Here is a 26,648-nt window from a genome sequence, read left to right as displayed (position 1 = left end):
TAATCAATTGTCGACAATGTCTGTTTAAATGCTGACATTTTGTCCATTCTGATTAGTTAACATTAAGTATCGGATGATATTTTAAGTTTTTGCATTCTGTATCTTAACTGTCTGGGAGTTAGACCCAAAGAAATTGCAGCCCTAGTTTTATTCCCACGATTGTGACGCAGAGCATTTTGAATTTCTCCTATTTCATCTTTTCGAATACGAGAATAAGGACGTAAGACATTGATCTCATTGTAATTATTTGAGTTAAAATTATTGATATGCTCATAACTATCTACTTTCATTCTTTTATCTGAAGCTGGAGATACTATTCCTTGTTCTTCTTGTAATATTTTTTTTATTAATACCCGATCAATTGTGTTTTTGGTAGAAAGTAATACTGCTCGTTTTGTCAAATTTTCTAATTGACGGATATTTCCAGGCCAGGAGTAATTTTCTAATAATTCCAATGCAGAGATGGAGAAGTTTAATTGTTTTCCGTATTCTTCATTTGCCGCAATTAAAAAGTGTTGAGCCAATAGTGGCACATCACCATGTCGCGCACGTAAAGGAGGTAGTCGAATAGGAAAGACATTTAAACGATAAAATAAATCGAGTCTAAAGCGTTGTTCGTTTACAGCTTCTTGTAAATTTTGGTGAGTAGCCGCCAAAATTCTAACATCTATCGAAAAATCCTTACTGCTGCCGACTCTTTGAATGGAGCGCGTTTCAAGGACCTTAAGAAGTTTAACTTGCAAATCAAGTTCAAGGTCACCAATTTCATCAAGAAAAAGCGTGCCTCCATTTGCCATTTCTATTTTACCTTTTTTCATCGAAGTCGCTCCCGTAAAAGCGCCTTTTTCATGACCAAATAATTCTGATTCAATTAATGTAGCTGGAATGGCGGCACAATTGATTCCAATAAATGGTCCATCAGCTCTATCGCTAGCCAGATGTTGCAGACGAGCAAATCTTTCTTTACCTGTTCCAGATTCTCCTAGTAATAAAACGGTAGCGTTAGTTTTTGAGACTTGTAATGCCTGTTGTACAACCTGTTGAAGCGCCTGACTTTCTCCAATGATTCCGTACTTTGCAGCTTTGCTTTCTAACTGATTACGCAATAATTTGTTTTCAGACAGTAAATTTGCAGTTCGCTCTTCAATCAAGCTTTTAACTTGAAGTACTTGACCAATCAATGTGGCAATTATTTGTAAAAGAGTTAGATCACGTTGGAAGGGTCGATTTCTATTTCTTAATCGATGTGTCGCCAATACGCCAATAGGGAGTTCGTCAAGGATGATAGGTACAGCTAAGAATGCAACAGCTTCCTCTGGTAAATTTATTCGATCTACAGCTCGAGTTAAATAAATAGGTTCATCATCAATATCTTGAATCAGTGCAATCTGAGCGGATTTGAATACTCTACCAGTTATACCTTCTCCAATAACATAATTACCTTTTGTCCTTTCGTCCTCAGTCAAACCATAGGAATAAGTAATAGATAAAAGTTCAGAATTTTCAGAAGGTAAAACGACTCGTCCGCGATTGAGTCCCAGTAACTCAGAGAGTAATCTTAATATTCCTTCAATAGCAGGTCTGGGATTCGAGGCATCAGTAATCAGTTTTGCTGCCTGGCTTATGACCAGTAATTCTGATTCTGTTGACGTGTTTGGGATTCTTTGAATCATGCTTGATATCCAATTCTTTTACTGTGTAAAAAGAATTAAGCAAGATTTAAGCCAAATAGGCTAGACCGCCTATATTCAATTTGAAATGAATATAGGCATTTTAGGACTTTTTTGTTTAAAGGTATGAATTTAAATTGAAAGAGTGCTAGAACAGTATTTCATAGTAAATAGGGGATTTACACGTCTAGCCTTCCTGATGCCAGCTAAATTTCTTTATCAAAAAAACACATAGGCCATCAAGAAAGAAGCCTATAATACCTATCACCACAACCATAGCAGCCAAGGTGTCATATTCAAGAGTGTCACGTGCATCATTTATTGCATATCCAAGACCACTCGTAACACCAAGATATTCTGCTGGAACAAGTACAATCCAGGCGACACCAACAGCTAGACGAATTCCTGCAAAAATATCCTGACCGATAGCTGGAAGAATAACTTTGCTTAACATCTTTAAACTATCTGCTCCAAGATTTTTAGCTATTTTGAACCAGAGAGGATCCATACGGCGAACTCCCTGAGCTGTTGAAAATAGAATCGGCCAAACCGCTGCTATAGCAATGAGAAAAACAATCGCGCCGCTCCATGTCGAAAAAGCGAGAACGGCTATTGGCATCCATGCCAAAGGGCTTATCATGCGTAGTAATTGAAACGGGATATTCGTTAGCTTTTGAAGATTACTGTATAAGCCAACTGCAACCCCTACCGGAACACCAATTACTATCGCCCACAACAGACCCAAGCCAATTCGTTCGAGGCTTGGAATTGCGGCCTCCCATATATAACCATTTGCTAATAGCTCAAGTAATTTACTAAATGCTGGAGCAGGAGCAAAATCTGCAAATGATTCTGTATCAGGGTTGCTGGCAATTGCCCAGCCGCCCAGCCACCAAACGGATATTAAGATTGCTATTCCTGCTATTGGGTATCCGACTTGAGAAAGTAACGTATAGCCAAACTTTTTCCAATCTATGCCACTTTCTGCAATATCAAATGTGGTAGTACTGAATGGCTGTGTAGAACTCATATCTTCACCACTTCTTCTCTTTCAAAAGGATTGGCGGGATCAACTCCCGGTGCTTTTTCCCAGCCTTTATATTTTTCCATAGCCACTTTTACATGTTTATAGTCAACCAGATCATCTGCAACAAACTGAGGATCCAGTTTCTTGAGGAAGGTTTTATCTCCACCGACAAGCGTCTCATTCATCGATTCAATAATTAACTTTGTCGCTGAAGGATAAGGGTAGGGTGAAAAATCGATTCTTCCATTTTCAAACTCGGCTTTATTACGAATTGCGTTGGGCGTTTCGTAGCTAGTTTCATCATAAGCAGTCATTGCACGAACTACTGCCTTACCCGGCATAGGCAAATATTTCTTGCCGTCTCTGGACATCATCATTGCTACTTCTTCTTTGTTTTCTTGTGCATAGACTTCTGCCCTAACAATGGCGTTCATAACTTTCTGTGTCCATTCAGGTTTGGCTTTCACTGTATTTTCATTCATGCAAATGACACAACATGGGTGGTTTTTCCACATGTCACCAGTGAAGCGCAATATTTTGCCGCCTGCTTTCATCTCTCCGAATGCATTGAATGGTTCTGCGACGATGAATGCATCAATTTTTTTCGCTGCTAATGCGGGTGGCATGTCAGGAGGTGGCATGATAGTGAGATTGACTTCATCTTTAGCCAGTTTTTCGCTTTGGTCTTTAATTACAGGTTTTAATCCAGCATTTCGTAAACCCATCTGCAGAACAATATTGTGCATAGAGTACCAATAAGGCACTGCAACTTGCATACCACCCAGATCTTTAAAGTCTTCTGCGCCAGTGTGCTTACCAACGACTAAAGCGGAACCATTAATATGAGCCCATGACATAATTTTTACAGGAAAAGCGTTGTTATAACGCATCCAAACAGGGATAGGTTTTAGAAAATGCACCAAATTGAATTTTCCAGCGGCAAATCCTTCAACTAATGGAGACCAGCCTCTTATTAATGTAGGTTTTTCTGATTTAAGGCCTTCGTCTTCAAAGAACCCCATTCCATGAGCAACTAATAATGCGGTTGCATCAGTAATAGGAAGGTAACCAATTCTAACCACTTCATCATCGGGAGGAGTAGCGTTGGCAAAACCAAGCCCTGGCATAGTCATTCCTGCTGCCAGTCCTCCCATTGCCATCACATCCATCATGAAATCACGGCGACTCATTTCATATTTATTCAAATAATCTAAATCCAGTTTATCATCTTCGTATTTGCTCATGGTTAACTCCTGATTTATGGTTTATCTAGCTTCTAGGTTAGTAGGCTAAAAAAGTAATATTCGTGACCGCAAATATGTTTAAGCTGCATCAGCTTTATGCACAGATGCAGCAGCTTGCACTTCTACGGGAGAAATATTAATTGGGGCAGAATCTCCAACAAGAGATTCGAATGTCTTCATCAATTCTTTTTTCACAAGATTGAATTCACTACTGCTTCTTTCTCTAGGAAAAGGTAGGTCGACTTTTACTTCGCCAACGATGCTTCCAGGATTGGCTGACATGATTAATACCCTGTCTCCCATGGCAACGGCTTCATCGATATCATGAGTAACAAGTACCATTGTGAGATCTTCCTTTTCTGCTATACCTGCTACCTCATCTTGAAGGCTGGCTCGAGTAAATGCATCAAGTGCTGAAAAAGGCTCATCAAGTAAAAGTACTTCTGGAGATGTGGCCAATGATCTAGCGAGTGCTACTCGTTGTTGCTGTCCACCTGATAAACTTTGTACGTGGGCATCAGCCTTATCACTTAAATCAACCAGATCAAGAAGGTAGTTGATTTTTTCTGGATTTTTCTCACCAGCGAAGGTTAAACCGAGCTCAATATTTTTTCTGACATTCATCCATGGATATAATGATGGTTTCTGAAACATCATATTCCATTTGGCACTTGGTTTAGTGACTTGATGACTTTTGATTCGTACACAACCTTCACTTGGCATCAATAAACCCGCGAGCATATGCAGTAGGGTTGACTTGCCGCATCCACTACGCCCAATTAAGGCTACTCGCTCTCTTGCTGGGATATTTAAAGCGATATCTTTAAGCGTTGGTTTCTCCTGGCCTTTAAAAGTATGCGAGATAAAATCAATATTTATATTAGCGCTCATAGTGAAGAACTCATGTTTAATTTTTTTATTATCTTGCAATCACTGTGCCAAAACACTTAACAGGTTGTTTTAATAGGGCTAACCCAGTGGCTAACCAAATTGTCTCTATCGATCAATGCAGACCTTGTGCCGACATTGACGACAATGTCGGGCACTCATTCAGTGTTATTCTGACTTAAAATTCAAAAATTGAAATTAATTATATGTAAAACAATTGCTTACTCGTTTTGGCATATAAATTGCTCCTTCAAATTTTGAAGGTTTAAGAAATAAATCAGGAATATGCAGTAGTTATCAAACCGCGAAAATGTGTAATTTAAAGAATGGTTTTTAGATGGATTGGTAGCTATTAAAATTTATTAAAACAGGAGTTAACATGAAAAAAATTGAAATGACCGAAGAAATAATGGTAGCTAAAAAATCCACAGGTACAAGTTGGGAAACCTTGAGTGAAAAAGTTGGAATTTCGCCGGTATATCTTACTTCAGCCTGTCTTGGTATGAATCATTTAAGCAAAGAAGCTGCTTATAAAGTTACTGAGATACTGGGTCTTTCTGAGGAAGTTGCCGAGACGTTGCAAGAATTCCCTCACAAGAGCTGGGATAAGTTGGTTCCGACAGATCCTGTTATTTATCGATTCTATGAAATAGTGGGTGTTTATGGGGAAACGATCAAAGAAATTATTCATGAAAAATTTGGTGATGGGATTATGAGTGCAATTGATTACTCAATGCATATTGATAAAGAAGAAAACCCGATGGGTGATCGTGTAGTAATAACCATGAATGGAAAATTCTTACCGTATAAGTCTTGGTAAATCGCAATGTTTTAGCCCAAAACTTTACTCTTAAAACAGTCTCAGGAGAATAACACTATGACAGATAAAATTTTAATTACGCCTCACCAGTTACAACAAATGGCGGAATCATTGCCCACAGTAATTATTGATACTAGATCACCTGAAGCTTATGCTGCTGGTCATATTCCAGGTGCCGTAAATTTGCATGATATTTTTACATTCCTCGCCACTTCTACAAAAGAAGGGCTGGCGGAATTAAGTGGAAAATTTGCTTCAGCTTTTGGTGATGCTGGATTATCAGGAGAAGAAGTCGCTGTCATATATGAAGATTCGATGGACACAGGATTTGGTCAATCTTGTCGAGGTTATTTTTTGTTGGAGTTTCTAGGTTATCCTAAAGCCGCAATTTTACATGGTGGCTACAAAGGCTGGCTGGCAGAAAAACTGCCTATTTCAGATGTCCCTTCAACTCCAGAAGCCAAAACGTTCCCGGTAGATCCTTCAGCTGCAAATGTCATGCTTACAAAAGATGACATGCTTGAATCTCTAGATAAACCTGAGATAGTGAAATTAGATGTTAGAGATGTTGATGAGTGGGTCGCTACGAGTTCATCCCCTTATGGAATTGATTTTTGCCCGAGAAAAGGACGTATTCCAGGCGCAGTATGGTTAGAGTGGTATCGCATGATGAAACCGGGTGAAGAAGTACCGGTATTTAAATCTAAAGAAGAGTTACAGGCTGAAAGTGCAACGGTTGGTATAGGTCCAGACTCTACAGTATATGTATATTGCTTCAAAGGAGCCAGAGCTTCAAATACTTATATTGCTTTAAAAGAAGCGGGTGTCAAAGATGTGAGGATTTATTTTGGTTCATGGAATGAGTGGTCAAGAGATCCCGAATTACCTATAGAAGAAGGTCATCAAATCTGGGCTGCAGCATAAGTTGATAGAGTGAATTCAATACTTGAAGCACTAAATGTTGGAATGTCTGCAACTGTATGGGTCGGAGGACTTATTACCTAAATGGTCCTCGGCCCGTGATTATCGTTACTCTGAGGTCTTCTGAGAGTCTACAGCTTTGTTAGTCAGCCTATAAACTTATCTTGCCTAGGTTTTGGTTGATGTGTGATATTGGGTTGCTGTTTATATTCTAATAACATCTTTTTTAAACCATATATTTAATACACCCCCCTACTTATAGCCTGTTTATTTAACTGTAAAAAAGTGCCTAAAAGGGTGGGGGGGTGACTCTTCTAGTCTATAACTATCTAAATTTCGTTGTAATTTTGTGTAAAAGAAACAGCAAAAGCAGCAAGCTATGGCAAAATACAACTTCTTATTAAAATTAGATAATAATTATGGCTGATATATTACTTGTAGATGACGACACAGAACTAACGAGTATGTTAAGTGAATACCTCACTTCTGAATCGTTTAATGTCGATCAGGCTAATGATGGTTTGGCGGGCTTGAATCAAGCGCGTAGCAAAAATTATGATGCGATTGTGTTAGATGTGATGATGCCTGAAATGGATGGATTTTCAGTATTGCGTGAATTACGTCAAAGCCAGTCAACCCCAGTAATAATGTTAACCGCAAAGGGCGAAGACATCGATAGAATCGTCGGTCTTGAAATGGGTGCCGATGATTATCTACCCAAACCGTGTAACCCAAGAGAGCTCGTCGCCCGATTAAAAGCTGTTTTACGAAGAACTCAATTTGCGCCTGAAGTACAAGAAGAAATCAAAACAGGTGATTTGGAAGTACAGCCAAAATCGCGCAAAGCGTATTACAAATCAGAAGCTTTACCGCTAACCAGCAGTGAATATAACTTACTAGAGGCACTGGCTCGTCAAGTCGGTCAAGTAGTTGATAAAGAAACACTTTCAGAGCAAGCCTTAGGAAAAAAACTGACTGCTTACGATCGTAGTATCGATATGCACATGAGTAAGTTACGCCAGAAATTGGGTGATGAAAATCAGGATTTGATTCAAACCGTTCGTGGCATTGGATATCAATTAACGGTTCAATCGTAAGCCAGTAATGGGTCGTTTATTCTGGAAAATCTTTTTGTGGTTTTGGATCACACTTATTTTGATAGGTGTGGGTGCTTCGTGGGGCACCGCCATTTACATCAAGAATTCCGATGATAATACGCAACAGGAATATCGTTCCCGTTTTATTGATAACCGTGTTGAGTCGTTGAGACAGATTCTGTATTACGGTGGTGAAGAAGCGGCGATAGAATTTCTCGAAAATAAAAAACTCACTTCGCGCCGCCTGGACTTTTTTGTTGTCGATGGTTTTGGGAATGATGTTTTAGGTCGCCCATTTTCAGTAGATGCACCCGATTTAAATGAGTTTGAGTCTGTAGAGTCAATAGATGGCGTCACCTACAGAATATTCACCGCAGCACCCAAAAGAGCTAAAAACATAAGCACTGTTTCACAAATGTATCGACCTTTTCGAGGTTCGGAGGGCGTGTTCTTCCTGTGGTTTGCAATCGCCATTTTATTAAGTAGTTTAGTGTGTTTTTGGTTGGCCTGGTACTTAACGAAACCGATTAAAAAACTGCAATCTGCTGCAAAAGAATTCTCGCAAGGCAAGTTAGATACCCGTGTCGCAAAAGAAATGGGTGGTCGTCGAGATGAAATTGCTGATCTTGGCAGAGACTTTGATCAAATGGCAACCCAACTGCAGGGCTTGATCACCAATCAAAAACAATTGTTGAGTGATATTTCTCACGAGTTGCGCTCACCTTTGGCACGCATGCATGTAGCAATCGCTTTGGCCCGCAAGAAAACGGGTGCTGAAGTAGACACCGAAATGCAAAGAATCGAGTACGAAACAGAACGTCTTAATGAGCTCGTTGGTTTATCACTAACGCTTTCAAGATTAGATGCTGGTGCGCTTTATCCAAAAGATGATTTTATCGATATTGCAGAATTGTTAGAGGCAATTATTGCAGATTGTGATTTTGAAGCGAGCAGCAAAAATAAAAAAGTCGTTTTACAGCATTCGCAATCATGGACATTAAACGCCAATGTTGAACTGTTACATCGCGCCTTAGAAAATATTATTCGAAATGCGATTCGATATACCAAAGAAGGTACAGAAGTTACAGTAGCGATTACCATTAAGGATAAATCACATATTCAGATTTCTATTTGCGATCGTGGCCCTGGTGTTCCAGAAGACAAACTGAAACGCCTGTTCGAGCCTTTTGTCAGGCTTTCAGAAGCCAGAGATAGAGATAGCGGAGGCTATGGTCTAGGTTTGGCGATAGCGCAGCGCTCAATCGTTTTCCATCAGGGTGAAATTGTTGCGAGAAATAGAGATCAAGGCGGATTGTGCATTGATATTATTTTACCTGTAGAAGAATAATTGAATCAGATTTAGAGAATAGTGAACGGTTCACCAGCTATTAATCGCTAAAGTAATAAAATAACGAAAAAAGTGAATAAAAAAAATAAAGACTAGCAATAAGAATAAAATTAATTTACACAAATTTACATAGAGTAAACCCTTATTTACACCGTTTAAGCTCATAATTAATTCATCGAAACAATGAATGAAAAATACAAGCTGGCAAATAATTTACTCACTGGTGCTCACTGAAGTAGCAGATGAATATTAAAAAGCTCAGCGTTATTAAAATGGAGAAAATCATGAAAAATAAAATGACAAAAAGACTATTCTTAAGCTCTATGGTTGCTGGTGCTTTAGCGATGGGTACTATGGCGAGTGCTGATTCCATGTGCAATAAAGGTGGAAAACACGGCAAGAAAGGCATGGATAAATCAGAATTTATGCAGAAGCGTTTTGACCGTATGTCTACGAAATTAGGCTTAACTGATGAGCAGAAGACTAAAGTTCAGGAACTGATGCAAAACCACAGAAATGTGATGAAGCCGCTCAGAGATGAAAAGCGCGCATTACGCACTGAGATGATGAATCTTGATCCATCGGCTTCTGATTTTGATGCAAAGGTTGAAGACATTGCAAACAGAGAGTCTGCAATAGTTCGACAAACTACCATTGCACAAGCAAATAAACGTAAGCAAATGGCTGGAATTCTAACTCCAGAACAGCAAGCTGCGAAAAAAGCGATGCATGAAAACCGTAAATCTAGACACGGCAAGAAAAGAAAGTATGCGGAATAAGCAGTAATCTAATCGTTTTAACCCTAATAAAAAGGCGGATCATTTGATCCGCCTTTTTATTACCTGCGCTTTGTCTGAACAATCATCTGTCGACAATAAATAGAAAAAAGTGCCCCAAAGTAGGGGGGGGGCTAATGAGTCCTGATTGCTATAATTGTATTAACTCGAGAAGCTAAGAAGCTTTAAGCGCTGCTTCGTCTTCGACTAAATGCTCTGCAATTAACTCAGTCAAACCCAATACTTCCATATCCATTTCGTTTTCATCAAGACCATCTTCAAGCACTGTTCGGCAATTCGAACACGCAGTAACCATGGTCTCTACTTTTATTTCTTCAAGCTGTGATTTCTTGCGATTGAAAACCTTAAGTCTAAGTTCTTCGGCACGCTCATTCGCGCTGACACCGCCACCGCCTCCGCAGCACCAATTCATACGTCCATGATCTTTCATTTCGGTAATGTCAGACGCAACGCTCGCAAGCAGTTCTCGCGGTTGCGCTTCAACACCGCCACGACGAACAATCTGGCAAGGGTCGTGGAAAGTCATTCTCGAGGTTTCCATTCCAGAGGTTTTGATGCGACCACTGCGGTAAAGCTCATCGAGTAATTCAAGAATATGCACCACGCCAAAGCTAAACTTTTTACCCAGATAGTTCGGGCCATTCCAGCGAATTGCGGCATAAGCGTGACCGCATTCGGGACTTACTACGTATTTTACGTTGAGCTTTTCTGCGGCTGTCACAATCCTGCCGACTAATTCTGTGGCAATCGTATTGTTACCCATTTGCAAGCCAGAGTTAGTGGCTTCAAAAGCTTCAGTTGAAATCGTCCAGTTCACACCAGCATGATGGAAAATACGCGTTAGTGAAGCAATATACTCGGGAAAGGTAACGACCTCATTGGCAGAAATCGTGACCATATAATCTGCATCTTGCACATCAAATGGCACAGTTAGGCCAGTATCTGCTTCGATATGTTTAATATGTGCCTGAAGTGCCGGCAAAATATTACCCATTGGGCTACCAAATTCGAGCGTTCTCTGGGCCGCGCCAACCAGACCTTCTGGCGTATAACCCGCTGCTGACAAGCCTTGTTTGACTCTGGCAATAATATCCGCCACATCGATGCCCATTGGGCACACCATGCTACAGCGCCCACACATGGAACAGCCGTCGTAGACTAACTCTTCCCAGTCGGCAAAATCAGCTTCTGTAAGTGGTTTCGATAATCCCAGTTTACTTGCGAATTTGCCCCAGAATGAATACTCCTGTTTCCACAGTTTGCGCAGAGGTTCGGTTTTATAAATGGGGGTATAACGAGGGTCTTTGGTCTCGGTATAAAACAGGCAGGATTCTGCGCAGATGCCACAATTCACACAACTGGAAAAATAGGTTTCTACTTTAGAATCCATTTGCCCACGTAGTGCTGTTATTCCTTTTTCTAGTCTTTCGCTCATTGTTTCGCTCATAATGTTCTCCTGTTTACCTGACACTAGGATTTAATTCCACGACGTCCAAACCATGCACCAGTAAAGATACGACTCGGTACAAAAGTGAACGCATGCATCAAGCTGCTAAACGGAAAATAAATCAGAAATAATTCAACGCTAAATCGGTGCAGTAATCGTAAAGAGCTAAACGATTCCAGTAATGCCAAACAACCTGTTAGTAACACAACAAAGGTCAGAATAGATGAGATGTGATCCCCTTTGGTTGATATAAGGCGGCTAACTGGGCTCATTATGCGGTGCAACCATAATAAAATTAAACCTAAGAAAGCGAGTTGAGCAGCAACCAGAAATCCCCAGTGCGGCAGTGCAGGCCAGGAAAAACCAAGAAAGTGTTCGTCTAAAAATTTGATATGGGGTGCAGCAAAAAATATGACTGCAAACAAGCCTAAGTGGAATACATAGCCCGCAATCACCTGAAACTTTATGTGTTTGAATAAACCCTTGTCAGGAATAAAGCGGCTGAAAAGGGTTCGCAACGCGCCAGGGGTTTCAGGCCCTTTAGCCACGGATAAGTCGACTTTGTGTTTGCTAAATATAATGCTACCCAGACGTAAAATAACACCAGCAAAGAAAATGAATAACGAGAAGTACCATAAAGGCCCATCAATAAAGCTGGCTATCATGAGTATGCTCCTTGTTCTTTTTCACTGGACGGGTCTTTGCTTATTGTGCCTTCGCTTGAGGCGCTCGATTCACCCTCATCATCTTCGTTTGTCTGGGTTTTTTCTTTGTACCAGCGTGAATGATGTGACTTAGCCCAGTTTTCGTCGACCTCGCCCGTATCCATCGCATCGAATGTGCCTTCAACGGTATATACCATCCAGATATGACCGAAGACCATCGCAATCAGTGCCAGTGCGGCAATCGCATGAATCAATAAGGCAAGTTGCGTGCGGTCAATAGTGGGTTCGTAATAAGGGAAAAGTAGCAATAAGCCGGTAATGGATAACACCGTACAAAGCACGATAGTCGCCCAATACAATATTTTTTCGCCAGCATTAAAGTAGCCAACCTCTAAATGTTTTTTGCTAAACAAGCCTCCGACTGTTAACAGCCACTTGAGGTCTCCTTTTGCAGGAAAATTATGTCGCACGTAATAAATCAGCATCATTAACAGTGCAACTACCAGCAATGGACCCATCAGGTTATGGCCTTCCTTACTTGCTGATGCAATGGGAGAAAAAGCACTGGCACCCATTAAAGGGATAATGACGAAGCGCCCAAACAATAACAGTAAGCCGGTAATCGACATGAAACCCACGATGACGACCAGAAACCAGTGGGTGATCATTTGCATAGTCGACATTCGGGTGACCGTTTGGCCACTCTTGCCATTGGGTATTCTCTGACGCTTTATAAAAAGAAATAAAAGAGCAATTATTCCCAAAGCACCCATCAGAAAATAGCCACCATAAGGTAATAGTAGCTCTCTACGTACCTTGCGCCATTGGTTGTTTTTGGTATCAATCAGCGTCCCTGATTTCAGGCCTTTGACTTGTGTTCTACCTGAGATGGTTGCATCTCTTTGACGCACATTTCGCCACAAATCACTACCCGGGCTTTGCACGCGTTCTTGTTGTAAGGAAACGGCATCGGCCAAACCAGAATTAGCATCTTTAAGATTCTCTGCCGCAGATACCGAGTTAATATTAAAGCTGAATAGCATCATCATAATGCCCAGAAACCAGAAGTGTTTTAGTTTTGTCATATTCGAATGCTCAATAATTATTTCTATGTCATTAATTATCTTACTTACTTTTAAATTTGAAGGGGGTGCTTAAACCCTAAAAGGTGATATTTATCATCAAATGACTGAGATAAAGGGGTGAGATTCATGTTATGAGGTTTGCTGTAGAATTTAAATATCCTAATTGGATAGGTGCAGCGTTAGGTAGGTTTGGCATTAAATAGCCGCAGCATTCAGCAGATAGGGTATACCCGTTTAGGTTAACTTCGCATTTCTAAGATTCAAATCGCTAATATGAAAAGCAATTAAAGAGGATTTTTTATTTACTTTGCTTGGGCGCAAAATTGAAATACATTTTCTCGGGTACAAGATCATAAGACCAGGGTAATCCGCTGACTTTCCAGCCACTGACGGTGCGTTTTCCTTTGTCTTTTCCCTCTTTGGCTCTAATACCTTCAAAGCCTTCAACCTGAGAATAGACTTTTTTGAAGCCAGCTTCATGCAATGCTTTCACTGCAAAGGGGGCACGATTACCGGTTGCACACATAATAATCACGGGATTCTCGGTATTCATGTTTTTCGCCTTTAAAACATTTTTAATGGCGGCGACAAAGTGTTTGTTTTTAGGCATTTTAAAGGTGCCGAATTTACCTTTTTTCTTCAGCTTCCATTCATTGGAATCGAATCGATAGGGAATATTGGCATCAACGGTATCGGGGATTCCGGTGTAGTGAATTTCTGCTTCATTTCTGACATCCAGCAACAATACCGATTCAGGATTACTGGTTTTCATCTCATAAGCCTCTTTCGCACTCAGATATAAATCATACGGTGTGTGCTGCCATTTCTTTGTGAGTTTACTTTTATCGTAAGCAGCAGAAGACATGCTAATGGTGATCAATAATAAAATGAAAATGAATTTGTTCATGCTATATCAACATCTTAGTTAGTAAAAAAATGCCTCAAAGTAGGGGGGTGGCTTTGTTTAATTTTAGATGGATCGGTTATCGGTTTTTTCCTGACAATTCAGACAAAACGCCACTTCGGGGGTAATACTTAATCGTTGGGGGGAAATTTCATCACCGCAACGATCGCAATAACCATATTCATCGGTTGCGATTTTACCCAGAGCAGTCTTAATCTGGCGGATACTTTGCTGGGCTTGTTGCAAGGTGTTATCAATAATCACCGCACGATCTCTTTCTTCGGCAATTTCGCCAGCATCTCTACAATGCGGACGACGTATAAATTCCGCATCCGCTTGTGCAGTTTGTAGAATCGCCTGTTGCTCTTGCAGTTTTTGCTCAAGCGCTATTTTCGTATCCGGAATTTGTTTCGCTTTATCGATTGCCATAAAAGTTAGCTGATTATGTTTACCACTAATGTTAACCACATTAATAGCGCCTAGAAATGAGGCTTAGACATTTAATTCGGCGGCTAGCGTGGCGAATAAGCCTTTAATTTTAATCAGAACCGGATGATCTTTGACTTGATAATTCGGCGTATAATCATCCAGCGTTTGATGAATCAGTTGTGTTTCACCCTCGTTCTCGATGATTGCCAGACGTAAAGGTAAATCCAGACTCATCATAATATCGGTCTGCATCAGCTTTGTGCCAGACAGTGGGTTACCGAAAATAATAGCGCGTGATGCAGGCATTTCAAGATCAACAGATTTTGCATTCGCTTGATGGTCAATATCCGCAAAAATGGTAAAACCTTTTTCTTTTAAGGAGTTTACTACGAGGTCTGCAGCATCTGCTACGCTGTGCTTAATGGTTGTTTTTTTCATCGTTATATATCCAGAATGAGTTAAATATCGTATTACAGTAAAGCGCCGTATACCGTTAGCTAAGACTTAGTGTAAATGTTTTTAACGTTTTACAGAGGTGTTTTATATTAGCACTATTGTTTATCAAATTTATTTCATCCGTTTTGTAAGCTAGCTGCGTATCAACTGTATTACGCGTCAATGAGTTAATTGGATATATTGTGTTTGTAATTATCAATAACCCTCAGCGTCATTGATATAGGAAAAACAGCCTATAAGTAGGGGGGTGACTTAAGCATACTATTATTTCTTAGAATTGGTTCTTGGAAATACATATTAGAAATAACAGGAGTGAACCATGAGTACAGAATTAGCAATACTAGCAGGAGGATGTTTTTGGGGAATGCAGGACCTTATCCGTAAACGTCCAGGTGTTATCGCTACACGCGTTGGTTATACCGGTGGCGATGTAGAGAACGCGACTTACCGCAATCATGGAACGCATGCAGAAGGCATTGAAATTGAATTTAATCCCGAAGTGGTGAGTTATCGCACGTTGTTGGAATTCTTCTTTCAGATTCACGATCCGTCAACCTTAAATCAACAGGGTAATGATCGTGGCACATCGTATCGTTCGGGTATTTACTACACCAGCGATGAACAAAAAGCGGTGGCAGAACAGACCATCGAAGATGTGAATAAATCTGGCAAGTGGCCTGGGAAAGTAGTGACCGAGCTTAAGCCTGCGGGCGATTTCTGGGAGGCTGAGCCAGAACATCAGGACTATCTGGAACGTTATCCTACTGGTTACACTTGCCATGCGATAAGACCAGACTGGACATTATCTTAGTTAGTTCTGACGAGTAATTCCGTTGGATAAAGCCTCAGTTAGCATTGCTTAACTGAGGCTTCAGAGAGTTTTTTTACTTGTTTCGTTTACTTGATTAACACGGCGCTTAAATCAAGTTTTCCATCCGTGATGGGTGGGCACCAAAAGTAGCTACCTGTGGTGGGTCGGGTAAAACTGAATAAGCCATCGATAATACCGTCGTCATTACCAATCATGCGGTGCATCAGGGCTTCAAACGCATCGAATGATTTTCCGAAGGCAACAAATACCAAGCCTTCCTCGGTTTCATTTGCCCACGGCATAGAACGTCTGATGACAAACGCTTCAGGCTCGAAATCTTCCTGTGCGGTGCGTTTTACATGCGCTGATTCTGGGGCATCATCGAGTTCTTCGTTGCTTACCTGATCTCTACCAAAAGTATGATTCTGTTGCTGGCGAGACATCGACTGGAATGTGTCTAGATCATGTGTCCACTGCTGAACAGCAACGAAGCTAGAGCCATTTAGTCCTTTTTCAGAAGATTGGCTGATAGCCGCTTCCAGAGCATCATCACCGGTCGGGTTTTCTGTGCCATCTTCATAGCCTGATAAATCACGGAATTTATCGTAGCGGAATGCATCGGTCACTTTATCGAGTACAAAAGCAGGTGCAAGGGTATTTCTTATCAAGCGTGCCTTGTGTAATAGATCTCCGCGGTCTTCTCCACGAATCCAGCACCATAGTGCGTGAGGCGTGGTTGGGATTTCGATGCCCTTGCCACTAAACTCAGGCATTTTTCTCATATTAGGGACTTCAGCATCCATTGCCAAAATTAATGACTGGCCTAAACCAACGACAATATTCTTTTCTACCGCTATATCGGCAAGTTCCTGCAAAACCGCTTTGGCGTTTGCGCCTGGTTTCAAACGATAGTATTGATAACGGGCAAGTAGGGGAATTTCATCGATAATACCGGTTTGATAAGTCATGCATTGATCCATAGCGCTTTAAAACTAGATCATATCAAAAGGTAAAAATTAAAGCATTTATGATCGATTGCTAAAAAGAGATAGATAGTAAAAGTCTGGGCATTTAAAAAATTTGCTTTCCGTTACTGTGATTAAAAAAGTGCCTCTAAGTAGGGGGGTGTATAATAAATAAGCAGAGTTCTCAAAAAGCTCTACAGAACAAGCTTTGCATGCAATTAATAGGCCGCTCATGACTATGATCAGATTGCTCTGAGCATTTATCTTGAATCGGTTGACTCTTGCTATTTAACTGTATAATTTTGACTGAAACACGACTAATAAAAGAGAAAATAGATGTTACTTCCAACAAACGATCTTGAAAAAGCACTCCATAAAGCAGCTGCAGATCACAATGAAGCTCCCGCATTTTATGAAGCATTAATGGAATCTAAAATATTCGTTTTGGGTAAACCAGAAGAGGAAGATACGGGTAACTTCACTTTAGAAGAAGAACAAGCCGTTATTATTCAGCACTGGGAACGCGAGACAGACCAAAGCCCAGTCGTACCCTTCTTTACTTCGTTACAGATGCTACAACAGGCAATCGCTAGCGATGAGCCGTATCTTGAGTTAACCACGGTTGATTTGTTTCAACTAACCATGGGCGCGCCTTTGGTATTAAACCCGAATTCTGAATTTGGTATGGAGTTTGACCCGGAAGATATTGCTATCCTGCTGGATACCGATTTAATGGAAAATAACGAACTCACACTGGATGAACATACCGAAGTACTTCTTGGTATGCCGGAGAATGTCTCTGAAACCTTCACCGGAGTTTTGACAGAATACTTCTCACGTCAAAAAGAAGTTGAAGCCGCATATTTAGGCACCATTCAAATACCAGCAGATGATGACAAAGAGCATTTGATGGTGGGTATTCAAGGTAAAGGTAAATTCGAGAAAATCATTGATACCGCGATTCAAAAGATCTCATTACTCGAAGATGACATGATGTATGAGACGGTCGACTTCTATGTGGTAGACCAGGATGATCCGGATATCAGTCAGTTTATGGTTGAGAACATTGTGCCATTTTACACCGCAGAATCGCGCGTTATGCATTAACGATGTGATAACTAGCTACCCGATTAAATCGTGTAAATGCAATTTACACGCATAAAAAAAGCCCTCTAATGAAGGGCTTTTTTTATGCATGAGATAAACCTTATTCTTTCTTCTTCGCTCTCTCAGCTTTATCTGTGATTGCTCCGCCCACATCCTGAATATCTTTGCCAGCTCCGGCAATGGTGCTGCAACCATTTAAGGTAAATAAACCAAATGCTGTGATAAGCGTCACTACTAATAATTTCTTCATATTTTTAGCCCTCTGTTTCTCGTTTAGACAACTGCGTTTTAAATCAGTTTAGGGTGAATTGCAAATCGATATTATTTAATTGTGTCATCTAAATTAAATGACACGTTTAAACCTGACATTAGTGACATTTATGCCGTTAAATTGTCAGCAAGTGACAGTGTTTTGGCACCTTGAATTTAATTTTGCGCGCAAAATAGAATTTATTATATTTATTTAAATCAATGACTTAAGCGTTTTTTGGAAAAGTTGGCATCGTGTTTGCATTATATTAGGCATAACAAAATGGATTAATAATAATTCAAACAGAAGACAAAGAAGCTTAATAAAGCTCGAATGGAATTTTTTAGCAAGCCCCTGAGGCGAAGAGTAGTTTAGTTAATAAATAAAAATAAAATAACTACCAGTCTCTACCCCGTACCTCTCTGCTTTCCCCGGCAGAGGGGTACAACTTTATTTGGCCTATGCGTTTTTCTGCATAAGCGTTCATCCAGTCAAAATACATTTCCCCAAACGTACAAAACCTGACAAACATTTCAGTAAGATATTTAAAAAAACTTAATTAATTTATAAGACGCTAGTTCAGTTAACTTAGCAAGGTAATCCTGAGGTGTAGAGTATCTGTCTTATTTTTAATTATTATCTTAACTTGGAAGGATAATAGCAACTCAATCAGAAATTTGCCAACACCAAAAAGATAGTGCGTGCGATCCAGGCTATAAAGTGTCGATTTGAAATGAACGGTCAAAAATCATCGACCGAATAAATCAGAATCTACATAAGTAATGATTATGACTTATGTAGATTCTTCAAAACAGCGTTAGAAATATCTTCTCTAATTAAAGTCTAGACAGATCGGCAACGTCTAAAAACAAATTACGTAACTGCGATAACAACGCTAATCGGTTGTTCTTTAGTGCTTCGTTATCATCCATAACCATAATGTTGTCGAAGAAGTTATCGACGTCTTCGCGCAATACCGCGAGCGATGACAGTGCTTCTGAGTAATCACCATTGGCAAATAATGGCTGTACGATCATTTGCTGTGCGCTAATTGCATCAAACAACGCTTTTTCTTGCGGTTCGTTGAGTAATGACTGATCGACCTCAGCAGGTATCTCAGTTTCAACCTTCTTCAAGATGTTGCTGATACGTTTGTTTGCTGCAGCCAATGATTCTGATTCTGGCATTTTCGCAAATTCAGCAACCGCTTTAACGCGCTGATCAAAATCTAATGGATGACTTGGACTCAAGCTGGCAACCGCGTTTACTGTATCGGCGCTAATTCCCTGATCCTGATAATACGCTTTTAAACGCTCCATAATGAAGGCAAAGGTATCGTCAATCGCTGGTGTTGCATCGACTTTATCCGACAGGCCTTTAGCCGCTTCAGTCAGCATCGATTTAAGATCTAGATTTAGATCACCTTCGATAATGATTCTAAGCAAACCCAGCGCCGCACGACGTAAAGAGAACGGATCTTTACTGCCCGTTGGCTTCATGTCGATAGCGAATATACCCATCAATGTATCCGTTCTATCGGCCAGTGACAGCACTTTTCCGACTTCGCCTGCTGGAATTACATCTCCCGCAAAACCGGGCTGGTATTGCTCCTGCATTGCCGCTGCTACACCAGCATCTTCACCATCGTGCTTCGCATAGTAGCTGCCCATAATGCCTTGAAGTTCAGCGAATTCCTGAACCATATTGCTGAGTAGATCACATTTAGATAATTCAGCGGCGCGCATTGCTAGTTGCTGATCAGTACCGATTTCTCCGGCGATATAGCCCGCAAGTTTAGAGACACGATCCGTTTTTTCATAAAGCGTTCCCAGTTTTTGTTGGAACACGATTTTCTTGGTCGCATCTCTACGCGATTCTAGCTTCACCTTTAAGTCTTGATCCCAGAAGAATTTGGCATCAGCAAAACGTGGGCGTATGACACGCTCATTGCCCTGACTAACCGCAGCTGGATTCGAGCTTTTGATATTACTGGTGGTAATAAAGTAAGGCATCAATGTGCCGTTACTATCAACCACGGGGAAGTATTTCTGATGGTCTTGCATACTGGTGATCAAACATTCCTGAGGCACTTCCAGGAATTCTTCACCAAAGCTGCCGCTGACTGCAATAGGTAATTCGATCAAAGCCGTGACCTCGTCGAGTAATCCATCTTCAATATGCGCGACCCCCCCCAACTTTTGGGCACTTTCTTCGGCTTGTTTACGCACTTCAGCGCGACGAGCTTCGAACGATGCAATCACATGACCTTCATCGTGTAACTGTTGCGCGTAGCTTTCGGCAGAATTAATCGTAATAGCTTCAGGGTGATGGAAACGATGGCCAAAGGTTTGCTTTCCAGATTGAATGCCAAGTACTTCACCGTCGATAACATCGCTACCGAGCATCATCACAATCCAGTGTACCGGACGAACGAATTCGATATCACTACTACCCCAACGCATACGCTTTGGAATAGGCAGTTTAGCCAGTGATTTGCTGACGATCTCTGGTACTAACTCGCTAGTTGATTTACCCGCAACATCTTGGCGGAATACTAGCCAAATACCTTTAGGTGTTTCAATCTCTTCTAGATCATGAGGGCTGATGCCACAAGAACGTGCGAAACCTTCAACGGCTTTAGTCGGGTTGCCATCGGCATCGAATGCGGCTTTTTTCGCAGGGCCTTTGCGTTCAACCGACTGATCTTCCTGTTTAACCGGAATATTTTTTAGCAATACCGCTAGACGTCTTGGTGCAGCATAAGAAATCACTTCCTCAGCTTCTAATGAGGCTTCTTTTAAACCAGCAACCACGCCAGAAGTGAATGCTTCTGATAATTTTTTCAATGCTTTTGGAGGAAGTTCTTCAGTACCGATTTCAATCAGTAGGTTTGCGTTTGCTGTATCTGACATTATACGTCCTCCTTCTTGGCAGCATCTGACTCAGGTTTATCTTTCACCAGAGGGAAACCTAATGCTTCACGAGACGCATAATAAGCTTCTGCAATAGCACGTGATAATGATCTAACGCGCAGCATATAACGCTGACGCTCTGTTACCGAAATCGCATTACGAGAATCCAGTAGATTAAACGCGTGCGAAGCCGTTAGCATTTGTTCGTATGCCGGTAATGGCAATCCTTTTTCGATAAGTACCTGGCTTTCTTTTTCTGCCGCGTCAAAGTGATGGAATAACTCATCAACATTTGCCACTTCAAAGTTGTAGGTCGATTGCTCAACTTCATTGCGATGATAAACATCGCCATAAGTAACCTTGTTACCTGCTGGGTCAATCGTCCAAACCAGGTCGTAAACCACTTCAACATCCTGCAAATACATCGCAAGGCGTTCTAAACCGTAAGCAATCTCGCCCGTAACCGGCTTACAATCCAAGCCACCAAGCTGTTGGAAGTAGGTGAACTGAGTCACCTCCATACCATTTAGCCAAACTTCCCAACCGAGACCCCAAGCGCCTAGCGTGGGTGATTCCCAGTTATCTTCAACGAAACGGATATCGTGCTCTAACGGATCAAAACCTAATGCTTTTAAAGAACCCAGATATAAATCCTGAATCTCTAATGGTGATGGCTTCATCAATACCTGAAACTGGTAATAACGTTGCAGACGGTTTGGGTTTTCACCATATCGGCCATCAGTAGGGCGTCGCGAAGGTTGAACGAACGCTGCATTCCATGGCTCTGGGCCAATCGCGCGTAAGAATGTATTTGGGTTATCAGTACCCGCACCCATCGGCATATCGTAGGGCTGTAAAATCGCACAGCCTTGCTTTGCCCAGTAATCCTGTAGGGCAAAAATTAAACCTTGGAATGTTGATGTGTCGTACTGTTGTATATTTTGCTGCGACATGTTCTACGAACGCCTATAAGTAGTGATTATTTAAAGGCGGAAAGTATACTGTAATAGAGCGATGACTTGCACTACCAAATCATAGTGTAATTTGATTGGTTCATAGATTAAACGCAGCCCTTCACCCTTAACACCTCATTCTGTTTTTGCTCAATTAAGTAATAGTCTCTCTATAGCAGGAACTGGGTTGCCTTTACCAAGACTATAGATACTTAAATCAGATCCACTAACATTAAGTATTTCAGTAATGGTGAGTCGTTTGGCTTAGTTATAAAGAGGCTTCATAGCCTTGTAATACATTTACCATATTTATGCCAAGTGCCTCTACGTTATACCCACCTTCCATCACGAATAGTGTGGGGATGCCTAAGTCGGCAATGTCTGCGCCCATAACCAGATAATCCGGAGTTTTTAACTTAAAAGAGCTGATCGGGTCATCTTCAAATGTGTCTACGCCTAAAGAAACAATTAATACTTCAGCTCCAAACTCATTAATTGCAGAAAGACTGGATTTTAACGCTTCTCTCCATACCGCGAATGTTGTGCCATTGCTTAATGGAAAATTCAAATTAAAACCTTCACCGATCCCTTCACCTTGTTCTGATGCATGTCCCCAAAAGTATGGAAAGTTATCCATTGGATCACCATGGATGGAAGCAAAAAACACATCATCACGATCATAGAATATATCCTGAGTGCCATTCCCGTGATGAAAATCGACATCCAGCACAGCCACTTTAGCAATACCTTGATCGCGGCAATATTGTGCAGTAATGGCGGCATTATTTAAGAACGAATAGCCACCGTAAGAAGCTTTTGCGGCATGGTGCCCTGGTGGTCGACCTAGTGAAAATGCTCTGGCCTTATTACCACTTTTTACTGATTTGCAAATTAGAGAAGCTCCCGTTAATGCAGATTGTGCAGCAGCCAACGCGGCAGTCCAGGTACCTTCTGTAATATTGCTGTCGGTACCTTGAGCGTAATAACCTACCTTTCCTTTAATATGTTGAGGTAAAATATCGGAAGCTTTTCCAGCAGGCCAACACAATGGAATTATCTCTCCCTTAAATCCAGCTTCTATCCATTGCTGCCAAGCTGTTTGTAAAAACTGGATATACCCAGAATCATGCACAGCTAAAAGAGGTTCTATGCCAAACTCGTCTGGTGAAATAATTTCATCTAAACCAACAGTTCTAGCACGTTCTAAAACGTGTTCAGCGCGTGAAGGATTTTCAAAAGAAGGAACTAAGTCACCGCCTGCTAACTCTAGCTTTGGACTTTGATGATAATGTTTGTCTGAATAAATAATTTTCACGATACAACTCCCTGTTTTTTATTATCTGTGCTGATCACTGATGAATCTGGGTTTGTAATATTTATAGGTTAATTTTAGTCATACTAAAGTTAGCGCGGCGTAAGATGAATTCCGGCAAGTGTGCATCTAACAGATCCACCTGCTAATTCTATACTGGGAATATCCAACCCTAAGATGTTTACAGATTGCTCAATTATATTGATTTGTTCGGTAGTTAGCGCGGCTAATGCCCTAGACGATAATGCAAGAATATTTTGCTCTGCGCCATGTAATTCTATTGCGTTGCCGGCGAAATCTGCAATTTGTGAAGGACTTAAATCAATCACCGTGCGGCCTGAAGCTTCAAAGCGTTTGACGATTTCATTCCGGCGCTGCAGGTTTTTTATCATGTCCAGGCTGATCATTACAAACGATGTAGCGATACACATTAATACATTGGTGTGATAAACGGGGACACCATTTTCATCTTCGGCTTCAAATACCATCGGTTCATAATTAAAGTGAGTACAAAACCGTTCCAGTGCAATTGGATCAGTACGATTCGATTTGACCGCATAAGCGACTCGATCTATATGGTCCAGAACCATAGCTCCTGTGCCTTCAAGGAATAATCCGTCAGGTTCTAGTCCTGAATAATCAATAACATCCTGTACCCTATAGCTGCTTTTCAGCATGTTAATTACATCTGGGCGGCGCTCTTTACGACGTGCCTCAGAGAACATTGGGTACAGTGCTATGTGTCCACCTGAATGTGTTGAAAACCAGTTATTGGGGAAAACGGAATCTGGTGTATCAGTCCCCTCGTCTTCAAATATATGAACGCGAATACCAGCCTCTTCTAAAAGCTTCGCTGCAACGGTTAGCTCTTGAAAAGCTAACCGTGCAAGTTTGGTTTGATCCATAGCGACAGTATCTTGTTGATATACATTATCACCAGCGGTTTCCGGATTAACTCTAAAATGGTGAGGCCGAATCATCACGACCGCAGCAGGAGCTTGAATACTTGATGTAGACATTTTAGGCAGCTACTTTAGACATAGCACCAGAACGGCGAACCATACCAAAAAGATCGCGTGGCTCATCAGGGTCGGCAATCATGTCGAGATTTTCATACATGCCAGTCATTCCCGGGCGATCCAACATATCACGGATATAACGTAACGCCGAAAAATCTTCTGTGGCGAAGCCAACACTGTCGAACAATGTGACTTCCTCATCATTTTTACGGCCTACTAGTTCACCGCGAATCACCCGCCACATTTCATTCACTGGGTAATCAGCATCTAATTGCTGCAACTCACCTTCGATACGTGTTTGTGGTGGGTACTCGACAAAAAGGCTAGAGCGTAAAACGAGTGCTTTTTCCAACTCTGTTTTGCCAGGGCAATCACCACCCACAGCATTTATATGAACACCCGCTTCGACCATATCATCAGTCAGGATTGTGGCATTTTGTTTGTCTGCAGTAGCGGTTGTAATGATATCTGCGCCCTTGGCTGCTTCACGAGCTGAGTTGCAAGTAACGATCTCAAAGCCGTAACCTTGCATATTGCCTATAAATTTTTCAGTAGCGACAGGATCAATATCGTAAAGTCTTAATTGATCAATACCCAGCATGGTTTTGAACGCCAGTGCCTGAAATTCAGATTGTGCGCCATTTCCAATGAGCGCCATGCAGCGTGAATTTTTACGAGCAAGGTATCTGGCCGCTACCACTGAAGTGGCAGCGGTGCGCAATGCTGTCAAGATAGTCATCTCTGAGAATAAAATAGGGTAACCGGTATAAACTTTTGATAGTACGCCAAACGCTGTTACAGTTTGTAAGCCCTCTTTCATGTTCTTAGGGTGGCCATTTACATATTTGAATCCATAATGTTCACCATCGCTAGTTGGCATTAATTCAATAACACCTTCATCAGAATGTGCCGCAACGCGAGGGGTTTTATCAAATAACTCCCAGCGTTTGAAGTCCTCTTCAATATACGCAGCCATTCCTTCAAGCATGTTTTCCATGCCAAGACGTCCAACTATTTTCATCATGTGATCAACACTAACAAAAGGGACAATATTCAAATCTTTATTAAGTTGTAATTCGTTGTCAGACATTTTAATGCTCTCCAATTTCTTTCAAGTAGGGATAGTTCTTCGGTATAGAAAAAGTATAAAGAAAAGAAATTTCAATCAAAATAGCAAAAGTATGCAAATATTTAGCAATGAATTATCATAGTGCTAGCTGTTATTGTACACAATGACAATTTAGTGAGAAATATGACACCAACAAATACACATACTTATGACAACCTTGATAGAGAACTTATTTCTTTGCTGCGCAAGGATGGTCGAGCTTCGTTAACGCATCTGGCGGAAAAACTGAAAGTATCTCGTGGAACCGTGCAAAATAGATTGGATAGATTACAGGCCTCAGGAGTATTGTTGGGGTTTACCGTAAGAATAAGGGAAGACCAAGGTCTAGATACTATCCGCGCGATCATGATGATTGAGGTGGTTGGTAAGTCAGCATCTCAAGTTATTCGAGAATTAAGAGGATTTCCGGAGTTGGTGGCTTTGCACTCGACGAATGGTGCTTGGGATTTGGTGGCAGAGATACAAACCTCCAGCTTGGCCGAATTTGATCGTGTACTAGGTAGTGTGCGTATCATTGATGGCGTACTAAATAGTGAAACGAGTATATTACTGACTACAGTATAGAAAGGTTCTGAAGAGATTAGGGTGTTTGTTATTAGGCAAAACCCTAATACTCAGTGGTCACTTTTAAAGTACAGTTGAAGTATTATGCAACTCTATATGGGACTATGTTCGATGACTGCTATTAAGTGCCACCGAAAATTCCAGTCTTGATCTGAAATTCTTTAATCTGGCATCATCGAATCTGGCATTCTCACCGCAATCACAGATCCCTTTGCGCAAGGTTTGCCATCTGCAGAAACCACGATATCCACAATTACTTTCTTTTCTTTGAGTTCACGAATAGTCCCTCGCGCTTCTAATTCAACTCCCATTGGTGTCGGTGCGAGGAAATCCACATTCAAATTAGCCGTCACAAAACGCAAAGCCGATTCGCCTTCAACACCAAATTCTTTGGTTGCCGCAGCAGATGCAGAGCCCGTGCCGTGACAATCAATAATAGATGCTAACAAGCCACCGTAGACAAAATTAGGAATAGCCGTGTGTTCAGGGCGTGGATTGTATCTGGCGATAGTTTCATCACCGTCCCAGTAACTTTTTAGTTGTAAACCGTGATCGTTATTACTGCCGCAACCATAGCAATGGCTGAGTGCTTCCGGGTATGCATCCTGAAAAGCGCTAAATGTCATTTTTCACCTCGTCATATATGTATTAATTGTTGTGTTAATTTTATTTTTATAGTTTTAAAGCCTAACATTAATTTTGATTTATCTTACATAACTATTTGTTCAAATGATCTACACTAAAGTTTGTAATTAAATTCAATATCACGACTCCCACTGTCCAAAAAAACGGATGTAAGTAGGGGGGTGACTAATAAATCAATAAGAA

The 26,648-nt window shown here is 41.0% G+C and carries 26 protein-coding genes; 8 read left to right on the top strand and 18 right to left on the bottom strand.

What is annotated here, in order from left to right:
• Positions 1-62: 62 nt before the first annotated feature.
• From OO007_RS03135 to OO007_RS03120, 4 genes are all read right to left on the bottom strand, one after another.
• Positions 63-1,673 carry a sigma-54-dependent Fis family transcriptional regulator gene (locus tag OO007_RS03135; protein ID WP_325807709.1) on the bottom strand — a complete coding sequence of 537 codons (1,611 nt, stop codon included), beginning with the start codon at positions 1,671-1,673 and terminating at the stop codon, positions 63-65.
• Positions 1,674-1,857: 184 nt separating this feature from the next.
• Complete coding sequence (locus tag OO007_RS03130) at positions 1,858-2,700, bottom strand: ABC transporter permease (RefSeq protein WP_325807708.1); 843 nt, start codon at positions 2,698-2,700, stop codon at positions 1,858-1,860.
• Positions 2,697-3,941, bottom strand: coding sequence for an ABC transporter substrate-binding protein (locus tag OO007_RS03125; protein WP_325807707.1), 1,245 nt, complete (start codon positions 3,939-3,941; stop codon positions 2,697-2,699). The genes OO007_RS03130 and OO007_RS03125 overlap by 4 nt, the downstream gene beginning before the upstream one ends.
• Positions 3,942-4,019: 78 nt before the next feature.
• Positions 4,020-4,832 carry an ABC transporter ATP-binding protein gene (locus tag OO007_RS03120; protein WP_325807706.1) on the bottom strand — a complete coding sequence of 271 codons (813 nt, stop codon included), beginning with the start codon at positions 4,830-4,832 and terminating at the stop codon, positions 4,020-4,022.
• Between the two features lie 376 nt (positions 4,833-5,208).
• Here OO007_RS03120 and cynS point away from each other — a divergent pair, with 376 nt between their 5' ends.
• The 5 genes from cynS (at position 5,209) to OO007_RS03095 (ending at position 9,794) form a co-directional block, all read left to right on the top strand.
• Positions 5,209-5,649, top strand: a complete 441-nt coding sequence (cynS, locus tag OO007_RS03115) for a cyanase (protein WP_325807705.1) — start codon at positions 5,209-5,211, stop codon at positions 5,647-5,649.
• A 57-nt stretch (positions 5,650-5,706) separates the two neighbouring features.
• Positions 5,707-6,573: a sulfurtransferase gene (locus OO007_RS03110; protein WP_325807704.1), complete on the top strand. Its 867-nt coding sequence runs from the start codon at positions 5,707-5,709 to the stop codon at positions 6,571-6,573.
• A gap of 416 nt (positions 6,574-6,989) precedes the next feature.
• Entirely contained in the window at positions 6,990-7,667 is a 678-nt protein-coding gene (locus OO007_RS03105) for a response regulator transcription factor (protein ID WP_325807703.1), read from the top strand.
• A 34-nt stretch (positions 7,668-7,701) separates the two neighbouring features.
• Entirely contained in the window at positions 7,702-9,015 is a 1,314-nt protein-coding gene (locus OO007_RS03100; RefSeq protein WP_325807702.1) for an ATP-binding protein, read from the top strand.
• A gap of 284 nt (positions 9,016-9,299) precedes the next feature.
• On the top strand, positions 9,300-9,794 hold the full coding sequence (locus OO007_RS03095) for a Spy/CpxP family protein refolding chaperone (RefSeq protein ID WP_325807701.1): 495 nt from the start codon (positions 9,300-9,302) through the stop codon (positions 9,792-9,794).
• A gap of 172 nt (positions 9,795-9,966) precedes the next feature.
• On the opposite strand, the gene OO007_RS03090 is transcribed toward OO007_RS03095, so the two are convergent.
• The 6 genes from OO007_RS03090 to OO007_RS03065 all read right to left on the bottom strand — a co-directional run bounded on the left by OO007_RS03090 (position 9,967) and on the right by OO007_RS03065 (position 14,780).
• Positions 9,967-11,259 carry a (Fe-S)-binding protein gene (locus tag OO007_RS03090; RefSeq protein WP_243651453.1) on the bottom strand — a complete coding sequence of 431 codons (1,293 nt, stop codon included), beginning with the start codon at positions 11,257-11,259 and terminating at the stop codon, positions 9,967-9,969.
• A 23-nt stretch (positions 11,260-11,282) separates the two neighbouring features.
• A complete protein-coding gene (locus OO007_RS03085) occupies positions 11,283-11,924 on the bottom strand; it encodes a hypothetical protein (protein WP_325807700.1) in 642 nt (213 codons plus the stop codon).
• Complete coding sequence (locus tag OO007_RS03080; RefSeq protein WP_325807699.1) at positions 11,921-13,009, bottom strand: formate dehydrogenase subunit gamma; 1,089 nt, start codon at positions 13,007-13,009, stop codon at positions 11,921-11,923. Before OO007_RS03080 ends, OO007_RS03085 begins: the two co-directional genes overlap by 4 nt.
• Before the next feature lie 298 nt (positions 13,010-13,307).
• Complete coding sequence (locus OO007_RS03075) at positions 13,308-13,916, bottom strand: rhodanese-like domain-containing protein (protein WP_325807698.1); 609 nt, start codon at positions 13,914-13,916, stop codon at positions 13,308-13,310.
• A gap of 63 nt (positions 13,917-13,979) precedes the next feature.
• On the bottom strand, positions 13,980-14,342 hold the full coding sequence (locus OO007_RS03070) for a TraR/DksA family transcriptional regulator (RefSeq protein ID WP_325807697.1): 363 nt from the start codon (positions 14,340-14,342) through the stop codon (positions 13,980-13,982).
• A 63-nt stretch (positions 14,343-14,405) separates the two neighbouring features.
• The gene (locus OO007_RS03065; protein ID WP_131904554.1) at positions 14,406-14,780 is read right to left on the bottom strand and encodes a DUF302 domain-containing protein; all 375 of its coding nucleotides are present in this window, start codon (positions 14,778-14,780) and stop codon (positions 14,406-14,408) included.
• A gap of 337 nt (positions 14,781-15,117) precedes the next feature.
• Here OO007_RS03065 and msrA point away from each other — a divergent pair, with 337 nt between their 5' ends.
• Positions 15,118-15,609 carry a peptide-methionine (S)-S-oxide reductase MsrA gene (msrA, locus tag OO007_RS03060; RefSeq protein ID WP_325807696.1) on the top strand — a complete coding sequence of 164 codons (492 nt, stop codon included), beginning with the start codon at positions 15,118-15,120 and terminating at the stop codon, positions 15,607-15,609.
• An 86-nt stretch (positions 15,610-15,695) separates the two neighbouring features.
• Here msrA and OO007_RS03055 read toward each other — a convergent pair whose 3' ends face one another.
• Positions 15,696-16,577: a Dyp-type peroxidase gene (locus OO007_RS03055; protein WP_131904552.1), complete on the bottom strand. Its 882-nt coding sequence runs from the start codon at positions 16,575-16,577 to the stop codon at positions 15,696-15,698.
• A 333-nt stretch (positions 16,578-16,910) separates the two neighbouring features.
• Here OO007_RS03055 and OO007_RS03050 point away from each other — a divergent pair, with 333 nt between their 5' ends.
• Positions 16,911-17,681, top strand: coding sequence for an enhanced serine sensitivity protein SseB C-terminal domain-containing protein (locus OO007_RS03050; protein WP_131904551.1), 771 nt, complete (start codon positions 16,911-16,913; stop codon positions 17,679-17,681).
• A gap of 100 nt (positions 17,682-17,781) precedes the next feature.
• Here the strand turns inward: OO007_RS03050 and OO007_RS03045 are convergent, their stop codons facing one another.
• The 6 genes from OO007_RS03045 to OO007_RS03020 all read right to left on the bottom strand — a co-directional run bounded on the left by OO007_RS03045 (position 17,782) and on the right by OO007_RS03020 (position 25,217).
• The gene (locus OO007_RS03045) at positions 17,782-17,931 is read right to left on the bottom strand and encodes an entericidin A/B family lipoprotein (RefSeq protein ID WP_131904550.1); all 150 of its coding nucleotides are present in this window, start codon (positions 17,929-17,931) and stop codon (positions 17,782-17,784) included.
• Positions 17,932-18,767: 836 nt separating this feature from the next.
• Positions 18,768-20,843, bottom strand: coding sequence for a glycine--tRNA ligase subunit beta (glyS, locus tag OO007_RS03040; RefSeq protein WP_325807695.1), 2,076 nt, complete (start codon positions 20,841-20,843; stop codon positions 18,768-18,770).
• Positions 20,843-21,796 (bottom strand): glycine--tRNA ligase subunit alpha, encoded by a 954-nt coding sequence (gene glyQ, locus OO007_RS03035; RefSeq protein WP_325807694.1) that lies wholly within the window; start codon positions 21,794-21,796, stop codon positions 20,843-20,845. Before glyQ ends, glyS begins: the two co-directional genes overlap by 1 nt.
• A gap of 268 nt (positions 21,797-22,064) precedes the next feature.
• Positions 22,065-23,111, bottom strand: coding sequence for a histone deacetylase family protein (locus tag OO007_RS03030; protein ID WP_299878288.1), 1,047 nt, complete (start codon positions 23,109-23,111; stop codon positions 22,065-22,067).
• 89 nt (positions 23,112-23,200) lie between these two features.
• Complete coding sequence (gene ctlX, locus OO007_RS03025) at positions 23,201-24,127, bottom strand: citrulline utilization hydrolase CtlX (RefSeq protein WP_299878285.1); 927 nt, start codon at positions 24,125-24,127, stop codon at positions 23,201-23,203.
• 1 nt (position 24,128) lies between these two features.
• On the bottom strand, positions 24,129-25,217 hold the full coding sequence (locus OO007_RS03020; RefSeq protein WP_299878282.1) for an ornithine cyclodeaminase: 1,089 nt from the start codon (positions 25,215-25,217) through the stop codon (positions 24,129-24,131).
• Positions 25,218-25,379: 162 nt separating this feature from the next.
• Here OO007_RS03020 and OO007_RS03015 point away from each other — a divergent pair, with 162 nt between their 5' ends.
• Complete coding sequence (locus OO007_RS03015; RefSeq protein ID WP_299878279.1) at positions 25,380-25,820, top strand: Lrp/AsnC family transcriptional regulator; 441 nt, start codon at positions 25,380-25,382, stop codon at positions 25,818-25,820.
• Between the two features lie 161 nt (positions 25,821-25,981).
• On the opposite strand, the gene OO007_RS03010 is transcribed toward OO007_RS03015, so the two are convergent.
• Entirely contained in the window at positions 25,982-26,446 is a 465-nt protein-coding gene (locus OO007_RS03010; protein WP_325807693.1) for a PaaI family thioesterase, read from the bottom strand.
• Positions 26,447-26,648: the final 202 nt, after the last annotated feature.

The organism is Cocleimonas sp. KMM 6892, assembly GCF_035798195.1.
GTDB classification, from domain to species: domain Bacteria; phylum Pseudomonadota; class Gammaproteobacteria; order Thiotrichales; family Thiotrichaceae; genus Cocleimonas; species Cocleimonas flava.
The sequence above is the reverse complement of the archived record's forward strand: the minus strand, read 5'-3'. Positions and strand labels throughout refer to the sequence as shown.

Coding starts and splice junctions, on each gene's coding strand:
- OO007_RS03135 (WP_325807709.1), bottom strand. CDS start 1,673: ATGATTCAAAGAATCCCAAACACGTCAACAGAATCAGAATTACTGGTC.
- OO007_RS03130 (WP_325807708.1), bottom strand. CDS start 2,700: ATGAGTTCTACACAGCCATTCAGTACTACCACATTTGATATTGCAGAA.
- OO007_RS03125 (WP_325807707.1), bottom strand. CDS start 3,941: ATGAGCAAATACGAAGATGATAAACTGGATTTAGATTATTTGAATAAA.
- OO007_RS03120 (WP_325807706.1), bottom strand. CDS start 4,832: ATGAGCGCTAATATAAATATTGATTTTATCTCGCATACTTTTAAAGGC.
- cynS (WP_325807705.1), top strand. CDS start 5,209: ATGAAAAAAATTGAAATGACCGAAGAAATAATGGTAGCTAAAAAATCC.
- OO007_RS03110 (WP_325807704.1), top strand. CDS start 5,707: ATGACAGATAAAATTTTAATTACGCCTCACCAGTTACAACAAATGGCG.
- OO007_RS03105 (WP_325807703.1), top strand. CDS start 6,990: ATGGCTGATATATTACTTGTAGATGACGACACAGAACTAACGAGTATG.
- OO007_RS03095 (WP_325807701.1), top strand. CDS start 9,300: ATGAAAAATAAAATGACAAAAAGACTATTCTTAAGCTCTATGGTTGCT.
- OO007_RS03090 (WP_243651453.1), bottom strand. CDS start 11,259: ATGAGCGAAACAATGAGCGAAAGACTAGAAAAAGGAATAACAGCACTA.
- OO007_RS03085 (WP_325807700.1), bottom strand. CDS start 11,924: ATGATAGCCAGCTTTATTGATGGGCCTTTATGGTACTTCTCGTTATTC.
- OO007_RS03080 (WP_325807699.1), bottom strand. CDS start 13,009: ATGACAAAACTAAAACACTTCTGGTTTCTGGGCATTATGATGATGCTA.
- OO007_RS03075 (WP_325807698.1), bottom strand. CDS start 13,916: ATGAACAAATTCATTTTCATTTTATTATTGATCACCATTAGCATGTCT.
- OO007_RS03070 (WP_325807697.1), bottom strand. CDS start 14,342: ATGGCAATCGATAAAGCGAAACAAATTCCGGATACGAAAATAGCGCTT.
- OO007_RS03065 (WP_131904554.1), bottom strand. CDS start 14,780: ATGAAAAAAACAACCATTAAGCACAGCGTAGCAGATGCTGCAGACCTC.
- msrA (WP_325807696.1), top strand. CDS start 15,118: ATGAGTACAGAATTAGCAATACTAGCAGGAGGATGTTTTTGGGGAATG.
- OO007_RS03055 (WP_131904552.1), bottom strand. CDS start 16,577: ATGACTTATCAAACCGGTATTATCGATGAAATTCCCCTACTTGCCCGT.
- OO007_RS03050 (WP_131904551.1), top strand. CDS start 16,911: ATGTTACTTCCAACAAACGATCTTGAAAAAGCACTCCATAAAGCAGCT.
- OO007_RS03045 (WP_131904550.1), bottom strand. CDS start 17,931: ATGAAGAAATTATTAGTAGTGACGCTTATCACAGCATTTGGTTTATTT.
- glyS (WP_325807695.1), bottom strand. CDS start 20,843: ATGTCAGATACAGCAAACGCAAACCTACTGATTGAAATCGGTACTGAA.
- glyQ (WP_325807694.1), bottom strand. CDS start 21,796: ATGTCGCAGCAAAATATACAACAGTACGACACATCAACATTCCAAGGT.
- ctlX (WP_299878285.1), bottom strand. CDS start 24,127: ATGTCTACATCAAGTATTCAAGCTCCTGCTGCGGTCGTGATGATTCGG.
- OO007_RS03020 (WP_299878282.1), bottom strand. CDS start 25,217: ATGTCTGACAACGAATTACAACTTAATAAAGATTTGAATATTGTCCCT.
- OO007_RS03015 (WP_299878279.1), top strand. CDS start 25,380: ATGACACCAACAAATACACATACTTATGACAACCTTGATAGAGAACTT.
- OO007_RS03010 (WP_325807693.1), bottom strand. CDS start 26,446: ATGACATTTAGCGCTTTTCAGGATGCATACCCGGAAGCACTCAGCCAT.